The sequence below is a fragment of the Saccharospirillum sp. HFRX-2 genome (assembly GCF_043196805.1).
Taxonomy (GTDB): Bacteria; Pseudomonadota; Gammaproteobacteria; order Pseudomonadales; family Natronospirillaceae; genus Saccharospirillum.
On sequence record NZ_JBEBMU010000001.1, the window covers coordinates 1,032,483 to 1,051,550 of the forward strand.

Genomic DNA, 19,068 nt, shown 5'->3' on the forward strand with positions numbered 1-19,068 from the left:
ACGGAGAAACCAAGATGACTCAACGACTGAACAACGATTTTCAGTTTGTCGATGTTGGCCGTCGCGAACCGGCCAAAAAAGACATTCATACTCGCAAACATGAGTTCGTGGAAATCTACGAACCCTTCGCGCAAAAACAGGCGGCCGAGCAATCGCATCGTTGCCTGCACTGCGGCAATCCCTATTGTGAGTGGAAGTGTCCGGTGCACAACTACATTCCCAACTGGCTCAAACTGGTCAGCGAAGGCAATGTGCTCGAAGCGGTGGAACTCTGTCACCAGACCAACTCACTGCCGGAAGTTTGCGGTCGGGTTTGCCCGCAGGATCGTCTGTGCGAAGGCGCCTGTACGCTGAACGACGGTTTTGGTGCGGTGACCATCGGCAACGCTGAGAAATACATCACCGACACCGCCTTCGCCATGGGCTGGCAGCCGGATATGTCGAAGGTGGTTTGGACCGATAAAAAAGTCGCCGTTATCGGCGCCGGTCCGGCCGGTCTCGGTTGCGCCGACGTGCTGGTGCGCAATGGCGTTAAACCGGTGGTCTTTGATCGCTATCCGGAAGTGGGCGGTCTGCTCACCTTCGGCATTCCTGAATTCAAACTGGAAAAATCCATCATGGCGCGCCGCCGTGAAGTCTTTGAAAGTATGGGCGTGGAATTCCGGCTGAATACTGAAATTGGTGTTGATGTTGAATTCGACGACTTGCTCGCGGAATACGATGCCGTCTTTATGGGCATGGGCACCTACAACTCTATGAAAGGCGGTTTCCCCGGCGAAGAACTGGACGGCGTTTATGATGCCTTGCCGTTCCTGATTGCCAACGTCAATCACAGCCACGGCTGGGAAAAAGACCCGGCCGATTTTGTCGATATGGCAGGCAAGCGCGTGGTGGTTCTTGGTGGTGGTGACACCGCTATGGACTGCAACCGGACTTCCATTCGTCAGCAAGCAGCGAGCGTCACCTGCGCTTATCGTCGTGACGAAGCCAACATGCCTGGCTCGCGCAAAGAAGTCGCCAACGCCAAAGAAGAAGGCGTGCAATTCCTGTTCAATCGTCAGCCGGTTGAAATCGTTGGTGACGGCAAAGTAGAAGGCATCAAGCTGGTCAGCACTCAGTTGGGTGAGCCGGATGAAAACGGCCGTCGTCGTCCGGAAGTGGTGCCCGGTTCAGAAGAAATTTTGCCCGCCGATGCGGTGATTATCGCCTTCGGTTTCCAGCCGAGCCCGGCCGATTGGTTCGATAAAGCCGAGATTCAACTAGACGACTGGAAACGCGTTAAAGCGCCGGAAGAACAGGAGTTCGCTTTCCAAACCAGCAACGCCAAAATTTTCGCCGGCGGCGATATGGTGCGCGGCTCCGACCTAGTGGTGACAGCCATCTGGGAAGGACGCCAAGCGGCCGATGGCATTCTGGATTATCTGGGCGTTTAAGCCTCAGCTAAACAAAGGCGTCTGAAATAGAAGCCGTCATCCCGGAAAGCCGTCAGGCTTATCCGGGATATCCCCCATCATTCGCGTTATAAACTCATCGACCGCTGTTCTTTCAAGCAACAGTTGCTCAATTGCCCAAAATCCCTGCGCTTCCATCTCATCAGCAAACCTTAATCGGCGTGACAAACCACCGAGTGCGCGGACGATATTTTCCGGCCGTTGGTAGCCACCCAGCCAATCGTCTTCAATGATCCAGTGCAGCGTCCGCTCCAAACGTGGCGGCAAGGGCAGGGCATCGAAGCGGCGTGTTTCGCGATAGCGTGTTGCGGTGAAGTCATGGAGCGGTTGTCGATGGTAATCAGTCCAGTACAACGCCAGATAATGATCGAGCAACATATCGACCACGATGGGCGTGGTTTTGCGCAGCTTGGGCCGCAGACGCTGGCGCAGCGATTCCAGTTCCGGGCTGGCGTCGGTGGTGCGATCAATCCATTGGTGACGATCGAAATGCTCGATAAAGCGAGATGAAACATCGTTCGGGTCGGGCCGCAACGCGAAATCGGGCCAGAGACTGCCCAGCAGAGAATCCGCATCCGGGTCGGAAAATAACCAGTGGCCGAGAAAGTTCACCGCTGCTCCTGAAACTTGACTGGCGTCAGTCTAACACGCCTTCAATCGGTCACTGTATTCGTCAGCACAGGCCTGCATGCGTATAATGCGCGCACTTTGATAAAGGGTAGAGTGACTGTGGCTGAACTGAAAAACGACCGCTTTTTGCGCGCCTTGCTGCGCGAATCCGTAGATCGCACCCCGGTGTGGATGATGCGCCAAGCCGGTCGCTATCTACCGGAATACCGCGAGACGCGTGCTCAGGCCGGCGATTTTCTGAGTTTGTGCAAAAACGCTGAGCTGGCTTGCGAAGTCACGCTGCAGCCACTGCGCCGTTACCCGCTCGACGCCGCCATTCTGTTTTCCGACATCCTCACCATTCCCGATGCCATGGGTTTGGGCCTGTATTTCGAAACCGGCGAAGGCCCGCGTTTTGAACGCACGGTGCGTTCCATGGCCGATGTTGAAGCGCTGAAAACGCCGTCGATGGAAACCGATCTGGGTTACGTCATGAAAGCGGTCAGCACCATTCGCCAGGCATTGAATGGCGATGTACCGCTGATCGGTTTCACCGGCAGCCCTTGGACGCTGGCGACCTATATGATTGAAGGCGGCAGCTCCAAAGATTTTCGTCACGCCAAAGGCATGCTCTACGACCAGCCGGAAGTGCTGCATGCACTGCTTAGCCGACTGGCCGATGCTGTCACCGATTACTTGAATGCCCAGATCGAAGCCGGCGCCCAAGCCGTGCAGATTTTCGATACCTGGGGCGGTGCTCTGGCACACGATGCTTATAAAACTTTTTCACTGGCCTATATGAGCAAGATCGTCGCCGGCTTGAAACGTACGCATCAAGGCAACAAAGTCCCGGTGATTATATTCACCAAAGGCGGCGGCCAATGGCTGGAAAGTATGGCCCAAAGTGGCGCCGATGCGCTCGGCCTCGACTGGACTACACCGCTTGACGAAGCCCGCAGCCGAGTCGGCAAACAGGTCGCACTGCAAGGCAACCTCGACCCAGCGGTTTTGTATTCATCCCCGGAACGCATCCGCGACGAAGTCGAACGTATCCTCGCCGAATTCGGCAAAGGCAGCGGCCATGTGTTCAACCTGGGCCACGGCATTCACCCGCAGATCGATCCGGAACATGCCGGCGCTTTTGTTGAGGCGGTGGTGGAGTTAAGTCCGAAGTATCACCGCTGAGCGGTCAGCGGTAATGCCATTGCCAGTTGAGTTGAGCTTGCCAGTCATCGTTCATTAGAGCGGTATTGAGTAACAAACTGTGGCGTGTATTAGGTGAAAATCGGATATCGGATTGTACGACCCAACCGTCGACGCCTTGTTCGGTCACAGGCAGCCAATAGCCGAGGCTGCTCTGGGTTGACCAACCCCAGTGTTCCGGCAGGCCGACTTCCAGATCCAAACCAGCCTGCACTTTTCGCCCGGTCAGGCTAGCTTGACTGAGCGCACTGAACATCAGCGTACCAATACTTACGCTTTGCCCGAGCCCACCACTCAGTAGTAAGCCTTCAGTTGGCTGGCAATCAAGTACGCAGTCGGCAGCGATTTCCATTTCCCAGCTCAGTAGCCATTGTTCCGGTAATTGTTGTCGCCAATCGCTGCGTTGCGATACTCGAATGGCGGTAAAGCGATGCAGTTCAGCAGCATCTTCAGTGACAGCGATTTCGGTATGAAGTGCGGTTAACTCTGATAAATCTTCGTTGCCGCGATCGGTCGGTGAATGCTGGTAGGGCGTAAAACCAAAAACGGTACTGATATCGTCCGCTGTATAAACAGCACCCAAACCGATCCGGGAGTTTTGAGCGGTATATCCCACCGGTGTACCCGGCTCTATTTCGTCAACTTGAAGGTGCTGACCGGCGGGTAGCGCAAGCCGGGCAATCAGTAACTGGCGGCGACGCTCGTAGAGGTCTGTACCGATTTCCGGGTAACCCCGAATCAGATAGTCGTGATACTCAATTAAAGCTTCCAGAACAGCAGAGGCATCGTCATCGCTGAGCTGTGCCAATTGTTCCGATAAAAACGCGCCATCTTCGTCCAGGTAGCGGCGCATAACCCGCGATTGCGCAGTTGTTAACGCATCCAGAAGATTCGCTAATTGGCGTTTTTGCGAAGGCACAAACTCGCGCTTAGTGACCAGATGCCCTGGATCTTCAGCATCGAGCCGGTCCAGTTTTTGAAATAAGGCGGCGGGTGCATACCAGAGCACACCCTGATCAACGAGATCGCGATCCAACACAAATTCGAGCGTTTCGGCGATGGCGAAAGCGCAATTGTTTTTAACGAAATAGTAGGTGGCCGGATGTCCAAGCAACTCCCATACATGAGCAACAAATAACAGCTCTTGTTTATCAGTTAACGCCAACTGGTAGTTCCACATATCGCGGTATTCGTTTCTGGTGTAAACCAAATCCTGGCGGTAAAAATTTTCTTGGGTAAAACCAGCCTGGTAACCGCCTAGCAAGCCTTTCACGATATAGGTCAAAGTGCCATCACTCTCGGGAACATCGGCGCCATAGTTGAAACTTCTATCGAGTAGTGGGCTGGCACTGCCATCCCTGCCAATGCGAACGATCAGGTGGCCAAAAGAGGAGGCAGGATTGCCGTAATAGCCATCCACCATGACAACGCTAATATGGCTATCGGCAGACAGATCAGCCCAGTCAGCAAACATTTGGCAATGACTTCTGATTTGGATCTCGGGTAACAGTCCGAGCTCTTGTTGTAAAAATAAAAATCGGGACGGAAATTGACAGATAGGATGCTGATCATCAATTGCATCTAGATCCGTAGTGAAGGCAGTAAGCGTTGCGGCTAACTCAACAACCGGATCGATAATCGGTCCGGTAGAAAAATAAAAACTATCATCCTGAACTCGAGCGCGCGAGGGACCAATGTTCTGACCAACGAGATACAGCTGTCGATACCAATTCTCCGTTAAACCTAAAGTATTAATGGTTGCATCATTAATAGCCAAGCTATCGGCCGATTCCGCTCGTGCTGTGATGAATAACTGTGATGCTAAAAAACAAAATACTGCGATTAATACAAGTCTTGTAGAGTACGTCATAGGCATAAAAACGCCCCCGAAAGGGGGCGTTATCACATCCAGAGTGGAAGTTGGGAATTCGCTTAGATAGTGCAGTACTGGCTGGAAACACCCATGGCTGTATTGAACAGCATTTCAGATTTTTCCAGATCGTTGGCTTCGTAATAACCACTGGCAACTACGTTGCTGAATTCAGCACGCAATGCACTGCTGGCTACTGCGGTGTTGTCGCCACAACCCATCATGGAAACCATGGAGCTCAGGTGAGTACCAGCGCCAACGCTCAGATCCTGTTCAATTTGAGGGTGAGTGTCGATGATGTACTGAGCCATATCCACGGAACCGCCTTTGCAAGCACCTGGTGTGGTTACCGCAGAAGAAACCGCGGTCGTACCCAAGTCCCAGGTCACGTTAGTGACTACAGCGATAACCGGATCGTCCGGAAACAACAGTGCGCCCAGACCACATTCCTTATAGATTGATGCGAAATCACGCGCCGAAGCAGTGCCGGCTGTCATCAGGATGGCCACTAAAGCCAGTGCCAATTTGATCGACTTCATAAAGACTCCTTGTGAATTTTTAGGGAGATGTGAGTCAGACCCACAGGTTGAGTATAAGAAATGAAAAGAAACATGCTATGGATAATTGAGCTGATACAGCGAAGTAGTGTTTGTAATCGGTGACGGTTTTTTGGCGCTATTGTTTAAAAGGTTGAAATTAAAGAAGTTATTTGAAATTTGCTAGTTGATACTTAAACCAAAATGTTCGCCGAATTTTTCAGTTGGTGTTCATATAAGAAAACGCCTGCACTGGCCTTTAGTCTGTTTGACAGTGCCCATGAATAACAACAAAGCGGACAGATGTGACTCATACTTGTGTATCTGAAATCACATTGCGAATATGATATTTCTGAGCAATAAGACTAGTCGCCCAGCTATGGGAAGAAGGCTCAAACCAGTAGCTTAAACCAATAAAATTACCAATGGTGTCACAATGCAAAAGAATGTATTACGAGTTGGACTGATGAGCGCGTTGTTGATCGTCAGCGCTTATACCTTGGCCGAGAACCGCTCAGGTTTCTATTTAAGTGGCGGGTTGGGGTTACATCAGACGACTGTTACACAAGCTCAAAACGGAAGTGAAGTTGATGATAGTTTCAGTGGGCTGAACACCTCCTTTAAATTGGGCGGTTATTTGAACCCGAATCTGGCGCTCTACTATCAAAGAGAGCTTGCCCTGTTTTCTGACGATGAATCATATCTGACCCTTTCTGGTTTGATGGGTTTGGGGGGGACTTACTACTTAAGCGATCAAGGCGGCCTCTATATTGAAGCAGGTGTTGGTTTGGGTAACGTATCCAATGCGGCAGTGGGTGGTTTTGAAGGTTTAGGGCGAGCTTTTATGGTCGGTGCGGGGTTTGAAACCTCATCCCATACTCAAGTGGGTGGGTTGATCCAATACGTTACAGCCGAAGACGACGATGATTCAAGTTGGGAAACTGATGCGCTAACGATTGGTATCAAAGCCGAGTTAAAGTTATAACCTGGATGGCTTAATTTGATATTATGCGGCGATTACAGTCTCAACCCCTGTACTCGCCACATAATAAATCTCTCTGCAATTTTCTATTCCACTAAACAGCCAGGTTCATTTCGGCTAATCCGGAAACACCACCGTCCGATTCCCCGTCAAAAACACCCGCTTCTCGATGTGATAACGAACCGCCTTGGCAAGAGTCTGGCTTTCAATATCCTGGCCTTTGGCGACCAGTTCTTCCGGGTAATGACTGTGATCCACCGCCTGTACGCCCTGAGTAATAATGGGACCTTCATCCAGGTCATCATTCACGTAGTGGGCGGTTGCACCGACCAGTTTGACACCTTTCGCCCAGGCCTGATGATAAGGCTTGGCGCCTTTAAAACCCGGCAATAAAGAGTGATGAATATTGATCGCCCAGCCGTCGAGTTTGGCTGACATTTCTGGCGACAGCACTTGCATGTAGCGGGCTAAAACCACCAGTTCACATTTGGCTTCAGTGATCAGATTCCATATTTCAGCTTCCTGTTTGGCCTTGGTGTCTGGCGTGATCGGCAGATGGTGATAGGGAATGCCGTGCCAGTCGGCCAGGTGTTGCAAATCAGGATGGTTGGAAATGATCAGCGGGATTTCAATCGCCAGTTCGCCGGTGCGATAGCGGTACAACAAGTCATTCAGGCAGTGATCGTATTTCGATACCAGAATAGCAACGCGAGTACGATGTTCTGGTTCGGTGATCTGCCAGTCCATGTCAAAGTCGGCTGCCCGGCTGGTAAAAAGTTCGCGCAGCTGTTGCAGCGACTCTTCGCCTTTTTGCGGACGAAATTCGACGCGAATACTGAAGCTGTTAGTGGCGCGATCGTCAAACGAATTCATCGCCACCACATAGTTTTCGGTTTCCGCCAGGCTGCGCGTCACCACATCGACCGTGCCCAAACGACTGGGGCACTGGGCGGTTAAAATCCAGAGTTTCTCTTTGCTGTTCATGCGTGCTCGCTCAGGCCGAATTCCTGGCCGGCATCGACCAGCCAGCGCCAAATGTAATCGGCAAAGCTGCGCCGTACCACCAGCTCCCATTCGTCTTCGCCAAGACGACAGATCACGGCTTGTGACTTGGCAAAGACGGTTGAGACCACCTTGCCAACCGGAAAATTGCGGTCGTGCACATCGTAAGGGCAGCTTTTCATCAACACAGTGCGCGCTTTGGCGCCGCTTAGGCGAACCAGTGTTTGGCCGCCGCTGACGTTGATCACCGCATAGTGTCCGCTGAGGTTATCGCGCAGTGCGGTTTCCATTGCAAAGGCAGCGTTACCGGGACCGGTGAGCAACCACTCATCCGGTGCCATCCAGCGCAGTCGCCAGTCGTTATTCGATGCGCTTTGCAAGTTAGCAGGCAATGCCAGCCCGGTGGCTTTTTCCACGCCTTGCGCAAAACTCGAATCAGCAGCATTGCCGCGAATAACCAGGTGAGTGGCCAGGGCTTCTTCACGCAATTGCAAAGCATCGCCGCTCTGTGTGTTTTGTTGATAGAGCGGGCTGCGTGCCGAAACCTCAGCGGTTGGCAGTTGATCCATAATGGCAATGAGGGTGTCAGACATTCTGGCGGTCTCCCTTAGGATCGAGGAATACTGTGCTGCAAATTTCTGCTTCCACAACTTGCCCGTTCGACAGTGGATAGTAGACCGTATCGCCGGTGCGGTTCAGACCATCTTTGATCATCCCCATAGCAATGGAACGACCCAGGTTGGCGCTGTAGTAACTTGAGGTTACATGTCCCAGCATCGCCATCGGCAGTGGTTGTTTCGGATCGTCCACCGCTTGCGCACCTTCGGGCAAAACGATTTTCGGATCTTTGGTTTTCAGACCCACCAATTGTTTGCGACCTTCGCGTACACAGTCTTCGCGCTTCATGCCACGCTTGCCGATAAAGCTGAATGGTTTGTCTTCTTTGACCGCCCAGCCGTGATTCAGATCGTACGGATGCACCGAACCATCGGTGTCCTGGCCGGCAATAATAAAACCTTTTTCGGCACGCAGAATGTGCATGGTTTCAGTGCCGTAAGGCGTCAGATTGTACTTCTCTCCGTGCTCGAACAGCTTCTCCCAAACGTGCAAACCATAGTTGGCCTGAACGTTGATCTCGTACGACAACTCACCGGTAAAGGAAATTCGGAACACGCGCGCTGGTACACCGGCAACGGTGCCCTGGCGCCAATCCATAAACTTGAAGCTGTCTTTATCGAGGTCGATGTCGTCGCACAGTTCAGACAGCAATTTGCGCGCGTTGGGGCCGGCGATGGTCATGGTTGCCCAGTGGTCGGTGACGGTGTTCATGTACACCTCCAACTCCGGCCACTCGGTCTGGTGATAGAGCTCCAGCCATTCCAGTACACCAGCCGCGCCACCGGTAGTGGTGGTCATCAGGAAGTGATTTTCGCCCAGGCAAGAGGTCACGCCGTCATCGAACACCATGCCGTCTTCGTGGCACATTAAGCCATAGCGGCATTTGCCGACCGCCAGTTTGGCCCAGGCGTTGGTGTAGATGCGGCCGATAAATTCACGCGCGTCTTTGCCCTGAATGTCGATCTTGCCGAGTGTCGATGCATCGAGAATGCCGATGCTTTCGCGCGTCGCCAAACATTCACGGTCCAGCGCCTGCTGCATGGTTTCACCCGCCTTGGGGTAATACCAGGGACGTTTCCATTGGCCGACGTTTTCGAATTCAGCACCATTTTTTACATGCCATTCATGCATGGCGGTGTAACGTTCCGGTTCGAACAGTTCGCGGCAATGACGGCCGACAATGGCGCCAAAGGTGACCGGCGTGTAGTTCGGTCGGAAAATCGTGGTGCCGGTTTCAGGAATGCTTTGGCCTAAAGATTTAGCGGCGATCGCCATGCCGTTGATGTTACCCAGCTTGCCCTGATCGGTGCCGAAACCCATGGCGGTGTAACGCTTCACATGCTCGATGGATTCAAAACCTTCGCGCGTGGCCAGCTCGATGGCGGCGGCAGTGACGTCGTTTTGAAAGTCGACAAACTGCTTTGGCGCGCGGCTGTTCGGTTGGGTATGCGGAATGCAGTACAGCGCCATGGCTTTGGTTTCTGGCCAGCTATCGACGTCTGGTGTCGCGACCGGCGTTGCATCGAAACCGGCGAGCTTGGCCGCTTCGGCGCCTTGCTCAGCGCCATCACGCAGGCAGGCAACCAGATCGTAACTGCCTTTAACCGCACCAGCGGTTTTCATTTGTTGCAGCGTTTCGCCGGGAACAAAACCAAGAATGTCTTCGTTCCAAACCGGACGGCTGCCGGTGTGAGCCGACAGATGCACCGCCGGGCTCCAGCCACCGGAAGAGGCAATCAGGTCGCAACCGAGTGTGCGGCTGCTGCCAGTGACGGCGGAACCATCGGCATTGAGCGGGGCTATGACCGCGCCGGTCACCTTCTTGCTGCCGCGCGCTTCGATCACTCCCTGGCCCAGCAATAAAGCAATGCCACGGCGCTTGGCTTCATCCTGATAGCGACCGCTGACATCGGCGCGGCTGTCGACAATGGCAACGACATCGCGGCCGGCGTCTTGCCAGTCGAAAGCGGTGCGGTAGGCGTAATCGTTACTGGTCATTAATACCAGCTTGTCACCCGGTGCGACGGCGTAACGATTGATGTAAGTCGAGACCGCCGACGCCAGCATGCAACCGGGCAGGTCATTGTTGCCGAATACCAGCGGACGCTCGTGCGCGCCAGTCGCCAACACCACCCAGCGTGCCCGCACACGATGCAGCCGTTGCCGGCTCATGCCTTCTGGTGCACGGTCGGCAATATGGTCGGTGCGGCGTTCGTGAATGGTGAGGAAATTATGGTCGTGATAGCCGTTGACAGTTGAACGCGGCAACAACAAAACATTGTCGCGACCACTGAGTTCCGCCAGCGTAGCGGCGACCCATTGCATCGCTGGTTTGTCGCCGATCAGGTCGCGACTGTGCAATAAAGCGCCGCCCATTTCGGATTGTTCATCGGCCAGAATAACGCGCGCGCCGGAGCGAGCCGCAGACAAAGCAGCGGCTAAACCAGCAGCACCGGCACCGACGATGAGTACATCGGCGTGCTGGTTTAGATGATCGTATTGATCAACGTCTTCAGCGCGTGGCGAACGGCCAAAGCCAGCCGCTTTACGGATGTATTTCTCATAAAGTTTCCAGCCGAAACGCGGAAACATAAAGGTTTTGTAGTAGAACCCTGGCGGCAGCAGTGAGCCAAAAACTTTGCCCACCATACCCAGCGCATCGTTGTTCAGTGATGGCCATCCAGAGGTCGGTTGCGCCACCAAACCGTCGAATAATTCCTGCTGAGTGGCGCGTACGTTGGGCACCTGGGTGGCTTCGGTCGCACCCAGTTGCAAGATGGCATTGGGCTCTTCGGCACCAGCGGCAACGATGCCGCGGCGGCGACCGTATTTAAAACTGCGGCCGACCAGATCGACACCATTAGCGAGCATGGCTGACGCTAAAGTATCACCTTGGTAACCGCTGTAGCGGTGACCGTTAAATTCAAACTGCAGCGGCTTGTCGCGTTTGATGCGACCACCGGAGTTGAGACGATTAGGCTGTGTCATAGGGCGTCTCTCACGACTGGGACGTCACGCTGGGTTGCTCACCCAGGCGATAGGTTTCGAGGATGGCGTAGGTTTGAGTGTCGCGGGTGATGTTAAAAAATTTGCGACAGCCAGCGGCGTGTACCCAGAGTTCATGATGAATCCCTCTGGGGTTAGCGCGGAAATACAAAAAGTTTCCCCACTCTTCGTCAGTGCACGCATCCGGGTCCAACGGCCGGGCAATATGCGCCTGACCTTTGGCGTGGAACTCTTCCTCTTCGCGGTGTTCATCGCAATAAGGGCAATGGATATAAAACATCGATGCGCTCCTGAATCAGTGGGCAACGCCAGCGGCGCCGTGTTCGTCAACCAGCGCGCCGTTGTGGAAACGGAACATGGAGAAAGGTTTGGCCAGAGCATTGGCTTCGCCCTTGGCCAGGGTTTCGGCAAAGACATGACCAGAACCGGGCGTGGCTTTGAAACCGCCGGTGCCCCAACCGCAGTTGAAAAACAGATTGCCAACCGGGGTATCGGAAATAATCGGACAGGCATCGGGCGTGGTATCGACGATGCCACCCCACTGACGGTTCATCCGCACCCGACTGAAAATCGGGAACATCTCAACGATGGCCTGCAAGGTGTGCTCGATGGTCGGGTAAGAGCCGCGCTGGCCATAGCCGTTGTAACCATCGATGCCGGCACCGATCACCAGGTCGCCTTTATCGGACTGGGAGATATAACCGTGCACCTGGTTCGACATTACTACTGTATCGAGAATCGGTCGGATCGGTTCCGACACCAAAGCCTGCAGCGGGTGCGATTCCACCGGTAATTCAAAGCCGGCCATCTTGGCAACGACACCGGAATTACCGGCCACCACACAGCCGATGCGGTCGGCGTGAATCTCGCCATATTGTTTGGTGCGCACGCCAACGGCATTGCCGTTTTGCATCAGGATATCGTCGACTTCGCATTGTTGAATCAGATCGACACCCAGCGCATCGGCAGCGCGGGCAAAACCCCAGGCCACGGCGTCGTGGCGGGCGACACCGGCGCGCGGTTGCCAGGAAGCCCCGAGAATTGGATAACGCGCACGGCTGGAGCAATCCATGATCGGCACGATTTTTTGCACGCCTTGGGTGTCGAGCGCGACACTGTCGATACCGTTTAACCGGTTGGCGTTCACGCGTCGTTCGATGTCGCGCATGTCCTGCAAGGTGTGGCCGAGGTTCAACACGCCACGCTGCGAAAACATCAGGTTGTAGTTCAGATCCTGCGCCAGGCCTTCCCACAATTTCATGGCGTGCTCGTACAGCAAGGCGGCTTCGTCCCATAAATAATTGGAGCGCACGATGGTGGTGTTACGCGCCGTATTGCCGCCACCGAGGTAACCCTTTTCGATCACCGCGACGTTGGTCACCTTGTGCACCTTGGCCAGGTAATAGGCGGTCGCCAAACCGTGGCCACCACCGCCGACCACAATAACGTCGTAGTGTTTTTTCGGTTTGGGGTTACGCCAAACCCGCTGCCAGTTTTCGTGATGACTCAGGGCGTGTTTGAGCAATCCGAAGCCGGAATACTTCTGCATGATCTCGGGTCCTCTAAAGTGGCCGCTTGTCGACCCTAGCGACTCGGCCGTTCTTCAACAAGAGTTCAACAAGAGCTCAACAAGAGTCCAACAAGCCGGGCGCCAGGGTCGACGCAGTTTGAAGCGATGGTAGGCGGGCGCGGGCTAAACCAACTGCTTGGCGACGACACCCGGGTGTTGATTTGCGACAAGCCCCGAATTACCAGGCCAGGGCTCAGCACTCGATGACGTTCACCGCCAGGCCGCCACGCGAGGTTTCTTTGTACTTATCGAGCATGTCGCGACCGGTATCGCGCATGGTGCGGATGACTTTATCGAGCGACACAAAGTGCTCGCCGTTGCCGCGCATCGCCATTACCGCCGCGTTAATGGCTTTCACCGCGCCGATGGCGTTGCGCTCAATGCACGGCACCTGCACCAGTCCGCCGATAGGGTCGCAGGTTAAGCCCAGGTGATGTTCCATGCCGATTTCAGCGGCATTCTCCACCTGCTCCGGCGTAGCGCCTGTCGCTGCTGCTAACCCGGCCGCTGCCATGGCGCAGGCCGAACCGACTTCACCCTGGCAGCCCACTTCGGCCCCGGAGATCGAGGCGTTTTCCTTAAACAGAATGCCAATGGCGGCGGCGGTGAGCAGAAAGCGGATCACGCCTTCTTCGTCGGCGTTCGGGCACCAGTGCCAGTAATAATGCAGCACTGACGGAATAATGCCGGCCGCGCCATTGGTTGGCGCGGTGACCATGCGGCCTCCGGCGGCGTTTTCTTCGTTCACCGCCAGCGCATAGAGGTTGACCCAGTCCATGGCGCTTAAGGAAGGGGAGATCAGATCGAGCCGGTCATGCGCCGTCAGCGATGCATAGAGGATGGCGGCCCGACGCTTCACCTTCAGCCCGCCAGGTAAAACGCCTTCATTTTTAATACCGTTCTGCACGCACTCCTGCATCACCTGCCAGATATGCAGAATGCCGTCGCGCACTTCCGCTTCAGTGCGCCAGGCTTGTTCATTGGCAAGCATAATTTGGGCAATGCTCAACTGATTTGTGCGACACAGTTGCAGCAGCTCATCGCCGCTTTTAAAGCGGTAGGGCAGCGGCGTTTTGTCTTCGACAATGCGATCGGCGCCAGCGGCATCTTCATCGACGACGAAACCACCACCGACCGAATAGTAGGTGCGTTCGCGCACGCTGTTGCCGTCAGCATCGAAAGCAAAAAAGGTCATGCCGTTGGGGTGGTAGGGCAGCGTCTCGCGCTTGTGGTAGGTCAGATCATCGCGTTCGTTAAAGGCGATGGCGTGGTCGCCACCGAGCAATAATTCGCCTTGTTGACGAATGCTCTCGGTGCGTGGGCCGACAATGCTGGGGTCGATCTGATCGGGCAGGTGACCTTCCAGTCCCATCAACACCGCCGGTCCCGTGCCGTGGCCTTTGCCGGTGGCGCCGAGCGAGCCGTATAGCTGGATATCGATGCGCGCTACCTTTGTCAGAACGCCGGCGTCTTTTAATCCTTCGGCAAACCGATAGGCGGCTGCCATCGGTCCGACGGTGTGCGAACTGGACGGGCCGATGCCGATTTTCAACATATCGAACAGGCTGATGGCCATGGCGTTTTGCTCCGGCTGTCGATTAAATGATGGAGGTAAAATTCGCGCTGGTTGCCCGCTGCACTCATTAGAGGTCGGCGTGAACCCGTCCCTGGGGCCTTGGCCGCAGCATCCTTGCTGCGGACACCCTCTAATGAGTACAGCGGGCAACCAACGCTTGTTCGGTGGCAGCGGTTACTCAGCCGTACGCCGGGAAGTCACGGCACAGCTGGCTGACTTTGGTGCGCACTTCGGCAATGGTGGCGCTGGCGTCACCGGCTTGCATGGCATCAAGGATGTCGGCAATCCAACCGGCCAGTTCGGCCGATTCGGCTTGCTGCAAACCGCGGGTGGTGATCACCGGCGAGCCAATGCGCAAACCGGAAGTTACGAACGGCGATTGCGGATCGTTCGGCACGGCGTTTTTGTTCACCGTGATGTGCGCGTCGCCCAAAGCGGCATCGGCGTCTTTACCGGTCAGGCCCTGTTTTACCAGGCTGAGCAGGAACAGATGGTTGTCGGTACCGCCGGAGACGACATCGTAGCCGCGCTTAACAAACACATCGGCCATGGCCTGAGCGTTGCGCACCACCTGATATTGGTATTCGCGGAAGTCGCTTTCGGCGGCTTCTTTAAAGGCTACGGCTTTAGCGGCAATCACATGCATCAGCGGGCCACCTTGACCGGCAGGGAAAACCGCGGAATTCAGTTTTTTCTCCAGCTCCGGTTGGCCTTTGGTCAGAATCAAACCGCCGCGCGGGCCGCGCAGGGTTTTGTGGGTAGTGGTGGTGACAACATGGGCGTGGGGAATCGGGCTGGGGTAGGCGCCAGCGGCAACCAGGCCGGCGACGTGTGCCATATCGACCATCAGATAAGCGCCGACAGAATCGGCAATCTGACGGAAGCGCGCCCAGTCAACGATGCGTGAATAGGCCGAGAAACCGGCGACGATCATGGCTGGCTTGTGCTCTTTAGCCAAGGCTTCGACTTGCTCGTAATCAATCTCGCCGGTGCTTTCATCGAGGCCATATTGAATAGCGTTATAAAGCTTGCCGGAAAAACTGACGTGGGCGCCGTGGGTTAAATGACCACCGTGCGCCAGGCTCATGCCGAGTACTGTCGCACCCGGTTCGCACAGCGCCATATAAACAGCGGCGTTGGCTTGGGAACCCGAGTGCGGTTGGACGTTGGCGTAGTCGGCACCGAACAATGCCTTGGCGCGATCAATCGCCAGTTCTTCGACCACATCGACGTGCTCGCAACCACCGTAGTAACGCTTGCCCGGATAACCTTCGGCATACTTGTTGGTCAGGGCCGTGCCCTGGGCTTCCATCACCAGCGGGCTGGTGTAGTTTTCCGAGGCAATCAGTTCCAGGTGATCTTCCTGGCGTTCGGTTTCGGCGGTGATCGCCGACCAAAGTGCGGCGTCGTAATCGGCCAGTTTGCGAGTGCGGCTGAACATGAGCGGCGTCCTGTGATGGGTGCATGATGCTGCTCATCTTAGGGCCGCCCCGTTCTGGCTAACTGCTTTGGCACGACACCCCGGCGCTGATTTGCGACAGCCGCCAGCGGCGTGAGTCACAGGGTGCCGTGACCAGACAGTCAGCCTTTCAGGTTTTTCTGCACCGCAGTGCTGTACCAATCGAGGAAATTAATCACACCGAATTCGAAGGTCTTCGAATAAGGACCGGGCTGGTAAGCCAGTGAATTAATGCCGCGTTGGTTTTGCTCCGCCAGGGTGCGGTCCTGCTGGTTGGTCTGGTCCCAGACGTAACGCAGTTTACCCGGCGCGTAGTCGTGGTTTTCCACGGCGTCTTTGTGCACCAGCCATTTGGTGGTGACCAGGGTTTTTTGCGCTGAAATCGGCAGCACCTGAAAGACGATGGCGTGATCACTTTGCATGTGGTTCCAGGAATTCGGCAGGTGCAAGATGCGCAGCGACCCCAGCGTCTGATTTTCAATCCGGCCCATATTGATGCGGCAGGCCGGCTTGCCGTCCATGGTCATTACTGCCGTGCCTTCTTTTAATGGCATGCGCACCAGGCGATTGCGCAAACCAAATTCGACGTGCTTGTGGGGAATGCCTTCGGCGTCCCAGGCGGCGGCCTGAGTTTCGCACAAGGCGAGAAATTCCGGGGTGGCGCGCGGGTCGTTGGTGTCGTCCCATTCCAGCAAAGTACGCAGCAATTCCGGGTGCGAACCGGAGCAGTGATAGCACTCGCGGTTGTTCTCGATCACCAGTTTCCAGTTGGCGTTTTCTTCCAGCGTGGATTCGACGGCGACCTTGGCGTTCTCCATATCGTAGGGTTCCATATAGGTCGCCAGCGCTGCCAGATAGTCGTCGATTTCCGGTGGTTCGCCTTCGGCCAGGCTGATGTAAATAAAGCCGCCAGCGGTTTTGCAGTGCGCCGGTTTTAAGCCGTGTTGGGTTTTATCGAAGTCGTCGCCCATCTCGTTACCGGCGAACAGCAACTGACCTTTAAGGTCGTAAGTCCATTGGTGATAAGGGCAAACCAGGTTGGCGACCTTGCCTTTATCGCCGGTGCATACGCGCGAACCGCGGTGACGGCAAACGTTATGAAAGGCGCGCACTTCACCATCGCGGTCGCGCACAATCAACACCGGGTTCTGGCCGATCTCGATGGTCATATAGCAACCCGGATCCGGGACTTCGCAGGTCATGCCGGCGAACAACCATTCCTTTAAGAAAATTTCTTCCATGTCGACACGGAACAGCAGCGGGTCGTTATAAAGCTCCCGTGGCAGCGACAGGTAACGCGAACGCTCTTTAAGCAGGCTGTCCATGGCCTGGCGGGCTTCATCGATGTTGGAGTAAGACAGGTTCAGCAGGTCGGTTTCGGTCATGAGTGTGCTTCCAGTAAGGACAACAGTGCCTGAGCGTGGCCGTGGGTACCTGGGCAACTATTACCTGCTATCGGGTTCGGCCACTGTTAATCAATGCGCTCATTCTCGGTAAGGCCAGGCCGGGGTAATTATCCAATCACGACATTCGAGGATTTTTTTTCGACGCCGCCCCGGCTGATGTCGCGTACAGGCCTGAGCAGTGGACGACTTGATCAACAGAATGTCGTATTTGGTTAACTCGTCGTTTTCGGTTTTGCCGAGAATGCAAACATCGACCGTCGCCGACGGCCTTTGCCTTGCCGGAGAAAATAACCAGATGACCAGTGAAGTGCAGAGCACAGAATCCGCCCTGGCCCCGTTTAACCCACTCAATACCCGAGTCTGGGCGAATGGCCGTCACCAGGTTCGTTGTGTGCGGGTGATCCGAGAAACCGCCGATGTAAAAACCTTCTGCTTCAATGCCGAGCAGCCGGTGATGTTCTTCTTTAAGCCCGGACAGTTCGTCACGCTGGAGCTGGAAATTGAAGGCGAACAGGTGATGCGCTCTTACACCATCTCCAGTTCACCCTCGGTGCCTTACAGTTTTTCGATCACCGTCAAACGTGTGCCCGGCGGTCGGGTATCGAACTGGCTGCACGATAACTTAAAAGAGCAGGATGAGCTGGCGGTGCATGGCCCGGTGGGTAACTTCAACTGCATCGACCATCCGGCCGAGAAGGTGCTGCTGTTGTCCGGTGGCGTTGGCATCACGCCCTTGATGTCGATGGCGCGCTGGTTTTTCGATACCAACACCGATGTCGATATGGCCTTCGTGCACAGTGCTCGTACCCCGGACGATATTATTTTCTGGCGCGAACTGGAGCATATGTGCTCGCGGGTGCAGGGCTTCGAACTGTCGGTTATCTGTGAGCGCAAAGATGTCGGTCAGGCCTGGAACGGTTATCGCGGTTATCTGGACTTGTCGAAGCTGCAAATGATTGCGCCGGACTTTATGAGCCGGCGCATTTTCTGCTGCGGACCGACGCCTTATATGCGCACCATTAAGGCGCTTTTAAAAGAGGTCGGCTTCGACATGGAGCGTTACCACGAAGAATCCTTCGGGGCGACGCCGGTGGCTGTGTCCGAAGAAGCGCTGGAGCAGGCCGAGATTGCCGTCAAAGAAGCCGAGGAAATCAAAGAGGGCGATCTGTTCACCGTCGAGTTTGTCGATTCCGGCATGAGCGTTCAGGTGCCGCCGGGCGAGACGGTGCATGTGGCCGCCAGCCGTTTGGGGCTGAACATTCCCAAGGCCTGTGGTGTCGGGATCTGCGGCACCTGCAAGGTGATGAAGAAATCCGGCAAGGTCGATATTCAACACAATGGTGGTATCACCGAAGACGACCTCGCCGATGGCTACATTCTTTCCTGTTGCAGCACGCCACTGTCGGATTTGCGCATCGAAGGCTGAGCACGCTGTTGAGGTGCGCCTCAATTGATGACTCATACTCTGGATGTCGAACCGTGTTGATGTATTGAATTCATCAGTGGCAACACAGCGGTAACAGCTGCGCAAGCCGTGTGTCGTTTGTGGACGGTTTGCGTCCCTTTTGGTGACGTTTTTAGATAACTTCCCTGCTCATGGCCGTCATACCATGGACGCATTCGCCGCAGCTATTCAGCTGTTTTTGGCCGTTCGGCGCGCCGGCGTGCCGGCTGTCTAGCATGCGGCTTTCCGGGTAATACCAAAACAATAAAATGGCCCAGGACTTGCTATGCGAAATCACGGTAGAGGCGTTGGCCGACGACGCTAACGGTCATCGGC

The 19,068-nt window shown here is 55.1% G+C and carries 15 protein-coding genes; 4 read left to right on the forward strand and 11 right to left on the reverse strand.

Annotated elements, in window-relative coordinates; all coding sequences use genetic code 11:
• Window positions 1-14 precede the first annotated feature (14 nt).
• Window positions 15-1,433 (forward strand): FAD-dependent oxidoreductase, encoded by a 1,419-nt coding sequence (locus ABMA60_RS04880; RefSeq protein ID WP_392799539.1) that lies wholly within the window; start codon window positions 15-17, stop codon window positions 1,431-1,433.
• A 36-nt stretch (window positions 1,434-1,469) separates the two neighbouring features.
• Here the strand turns inward: ABMA60_RS04880 and ABMA60_RS04885 are convergent, their stop codons facing one another.
• Window positions 1,470-2,063 carry an ACP phosphodiesterase gene (locus ABMA60_RS04885; protein WP_392799541.1) on the reverse strand — a complete coding sequence of 198 codons (594 nt, stop codon included), beginning with the start codon at window positions 2,061-2,063 and terminating at the stop codon, window positions 1,470-1,472.
• A 117-nt stretch (window positions 2,064-2,180) separates the two neighbouring features.
• Between ABMA60_RS04885 and hemE the strand changes: the two genes are divergently transcribed.
• Window positions 2,181-3,245: a uroporphyrinogen decarboxylase gene (gene hemE / locus ABMA60_RS04890; RefSeq protein ID WP_392799544.1), complete on the forward strand. Its 1,065-nt coding sequence runs from the start codon at window positions 2,181-2,183 to the stop codon at window positions 3,243-3,245.
• A gap of 4 nt (window positions 3,246-3,249) precedes the next feature.
• On the opposite strand, the gene ABMA60_RS04895 is transcribed toward hemE, so the two are convergent.
• On the reverse strand, window positions 3,250-5,139 hold the full coding sequence (locus tag ABMA60_RS04895; RefSeq protein ID WP_392799547.1) for a DUF4105 domain-containing protein: 1,890 nt from the start codon (window positions 5,137-5,139) through the stop codon (window positions 3,250-3,252).
• Window positions 5,140-5,195: 56 nt separating this feature from the next.
• Window positions 5,196-5,672, reverse strand: coding sequence for a DUF3015 family protein (locus ABMA60_RS04900; protein ID WP_392799550.1), 477 nt, complete (start codon window positions 5,670-5,672; stop codon window positions 5,196-5,198).
• Between the two features lie 463 nt (window positions 5,673-6,135).
• Between ABMA60_RS04900 and ABMA60_RS04905 the strand changes: the two genes are divergently transcribed.
• Entirely contained in the window at window positions 6,136-6,654 is a 519-nt protein-coding gene (locus ABMA60_RS04905) for an outer membrane beta-barrel protein (protein WP_392799552.1), read from the forward strand.
• A 114-nt stretch (window positions 6,655-6,768) separates the two neighbouring features.
• On the opposite strand, the gene purU is transcribed toward ABMA60_RS04905, so the two are convergent.
• From purU to ABMA60_RS04945, 8 genes are all read right to left on the reverse strand, one after another.
• Window positions 6,769-7,635 (reverse strand): formyltetrahydrofolate deformylase, encoded by an 867-nt coding sequence (gene purU, locus ABMA60_RS04910; RefSeq protein WP_392799555.1) that lies wholly within the window; start codon window positions 7,633-7,635, stop codon window positions 6,769-6,771.
• Entirely contained in the window at window positions 7,632-8,246 is a 615-nt protein-coding gene (locus tag ABMA60_RS04915; protein WP_392799558.1) for a sarcosine oxidase subunit gamma, read from the reverse strand. Before ABMA60_RS04915 ends, purU begins: the two co-directional genes overlap by 4 nt.
• The gene (locus ABMA60_RS04920; protein WP_392799561.1) at window positions 8,239-11,259 is read right to left on the reverse strand and encodes a sarcosine oxidase subunit alpha family protein; all 3,021 of its coding nucleotides are present in this window, start codon (window positions 11,257-11,259) and stop codon (window positions 8,239-8,241) included. Before ABMA60_RS04920 ends, ABMA60_RS04915 begins: the two co-directional genes overlap by 8 nt.
• A gap of 10 nt (window positions 11,260-11,269) precedes the next feature.
• Window positions 11,270-11,557 (reverse strand): sarcosine oxidase subunit delta, encoded by a 288-nt coding sequence (locus tag ABMA60_RS04925; protein ID WP_108164256.1) that lies wholly within the window; start codon window positions 11,555-11,557, stop codon window positions 11,270-11,272.
• Window positions 11,558-11,572: 15 nt separating this feature from the next.
• Window positions 11,573-12,826, reverse strand: a complete 1,254-nt coding sequence (locus ABMA60_RS04930; RefSeq protein WP_392799564.1) for a sarcosine oxidase subunit beta family protein — start codon at window positions 12,824-12,826, stop codon at window positions 11,573-11,575.
• 214 nt (window positions 12,827-13,040) lie between these two features.
• Window positions 13,041-14,423 (reverse strand): L-serine ammonia-lyase, encoded by a 1,383-nt coding sequence (locus ABMA60_RS04935; protein WP_392799566.1) that lies wholly within the window; start codon window positions 14,421-14,423, stop codon window positions 13,041-13,043.
• Between the two features lie 178 nt (window positions 14,424-14,601).
• The gene (glyA, locus tag ABMA60_RS04940) at window positions 14,602-15,864 is read right to left on the reverse strand and encodes a serine hydroxymethyltransferase (RefSeq protein ID WP_392799568.1); all 1,263 of its coding nucleotides are present in this window, start codon (window positions 15,862-15,864) and stop codon (window positions 14,602-14,604) included.
• A 140-nt stretch (window positions 15,865-16,004) separates the two neighbouring features.
• The gene (locus tag ABMA60_RS04945; protein ID WP_392799571.1) at window positions 16,005-17,267 is read right to left on the reverse strand and encodes an aromatic ring-hydroxylating dioxygenase subunit alpha; all 1,263 of its coding nucleotides are present in this window, start codon (window positions 17,265-17,267) and stop codon (window positions 16,005-16,007) included.
• Between the two features lie 316 nt (window positions 17,268-17,583).
• Between ABMA60_RS04945 and ABMA60_RS04950 the strand changes: the two genes are divergently transcribed.
• Window positions 17,584-18,714: an FAD-binding oxidoreductase gene (locus tag ABMA60_RS04950; RefSeq protein ID WP_392799573.1), complete on the forward strand. Its 1,131-nt coding sequence runs from the start codon at window positions 17,584-17,586 to the stop codon at window positions 18,712-18,714.
• The last annotated feature ends 354 nt before the right edge of the window (window positions 18,715-19,068 follow it).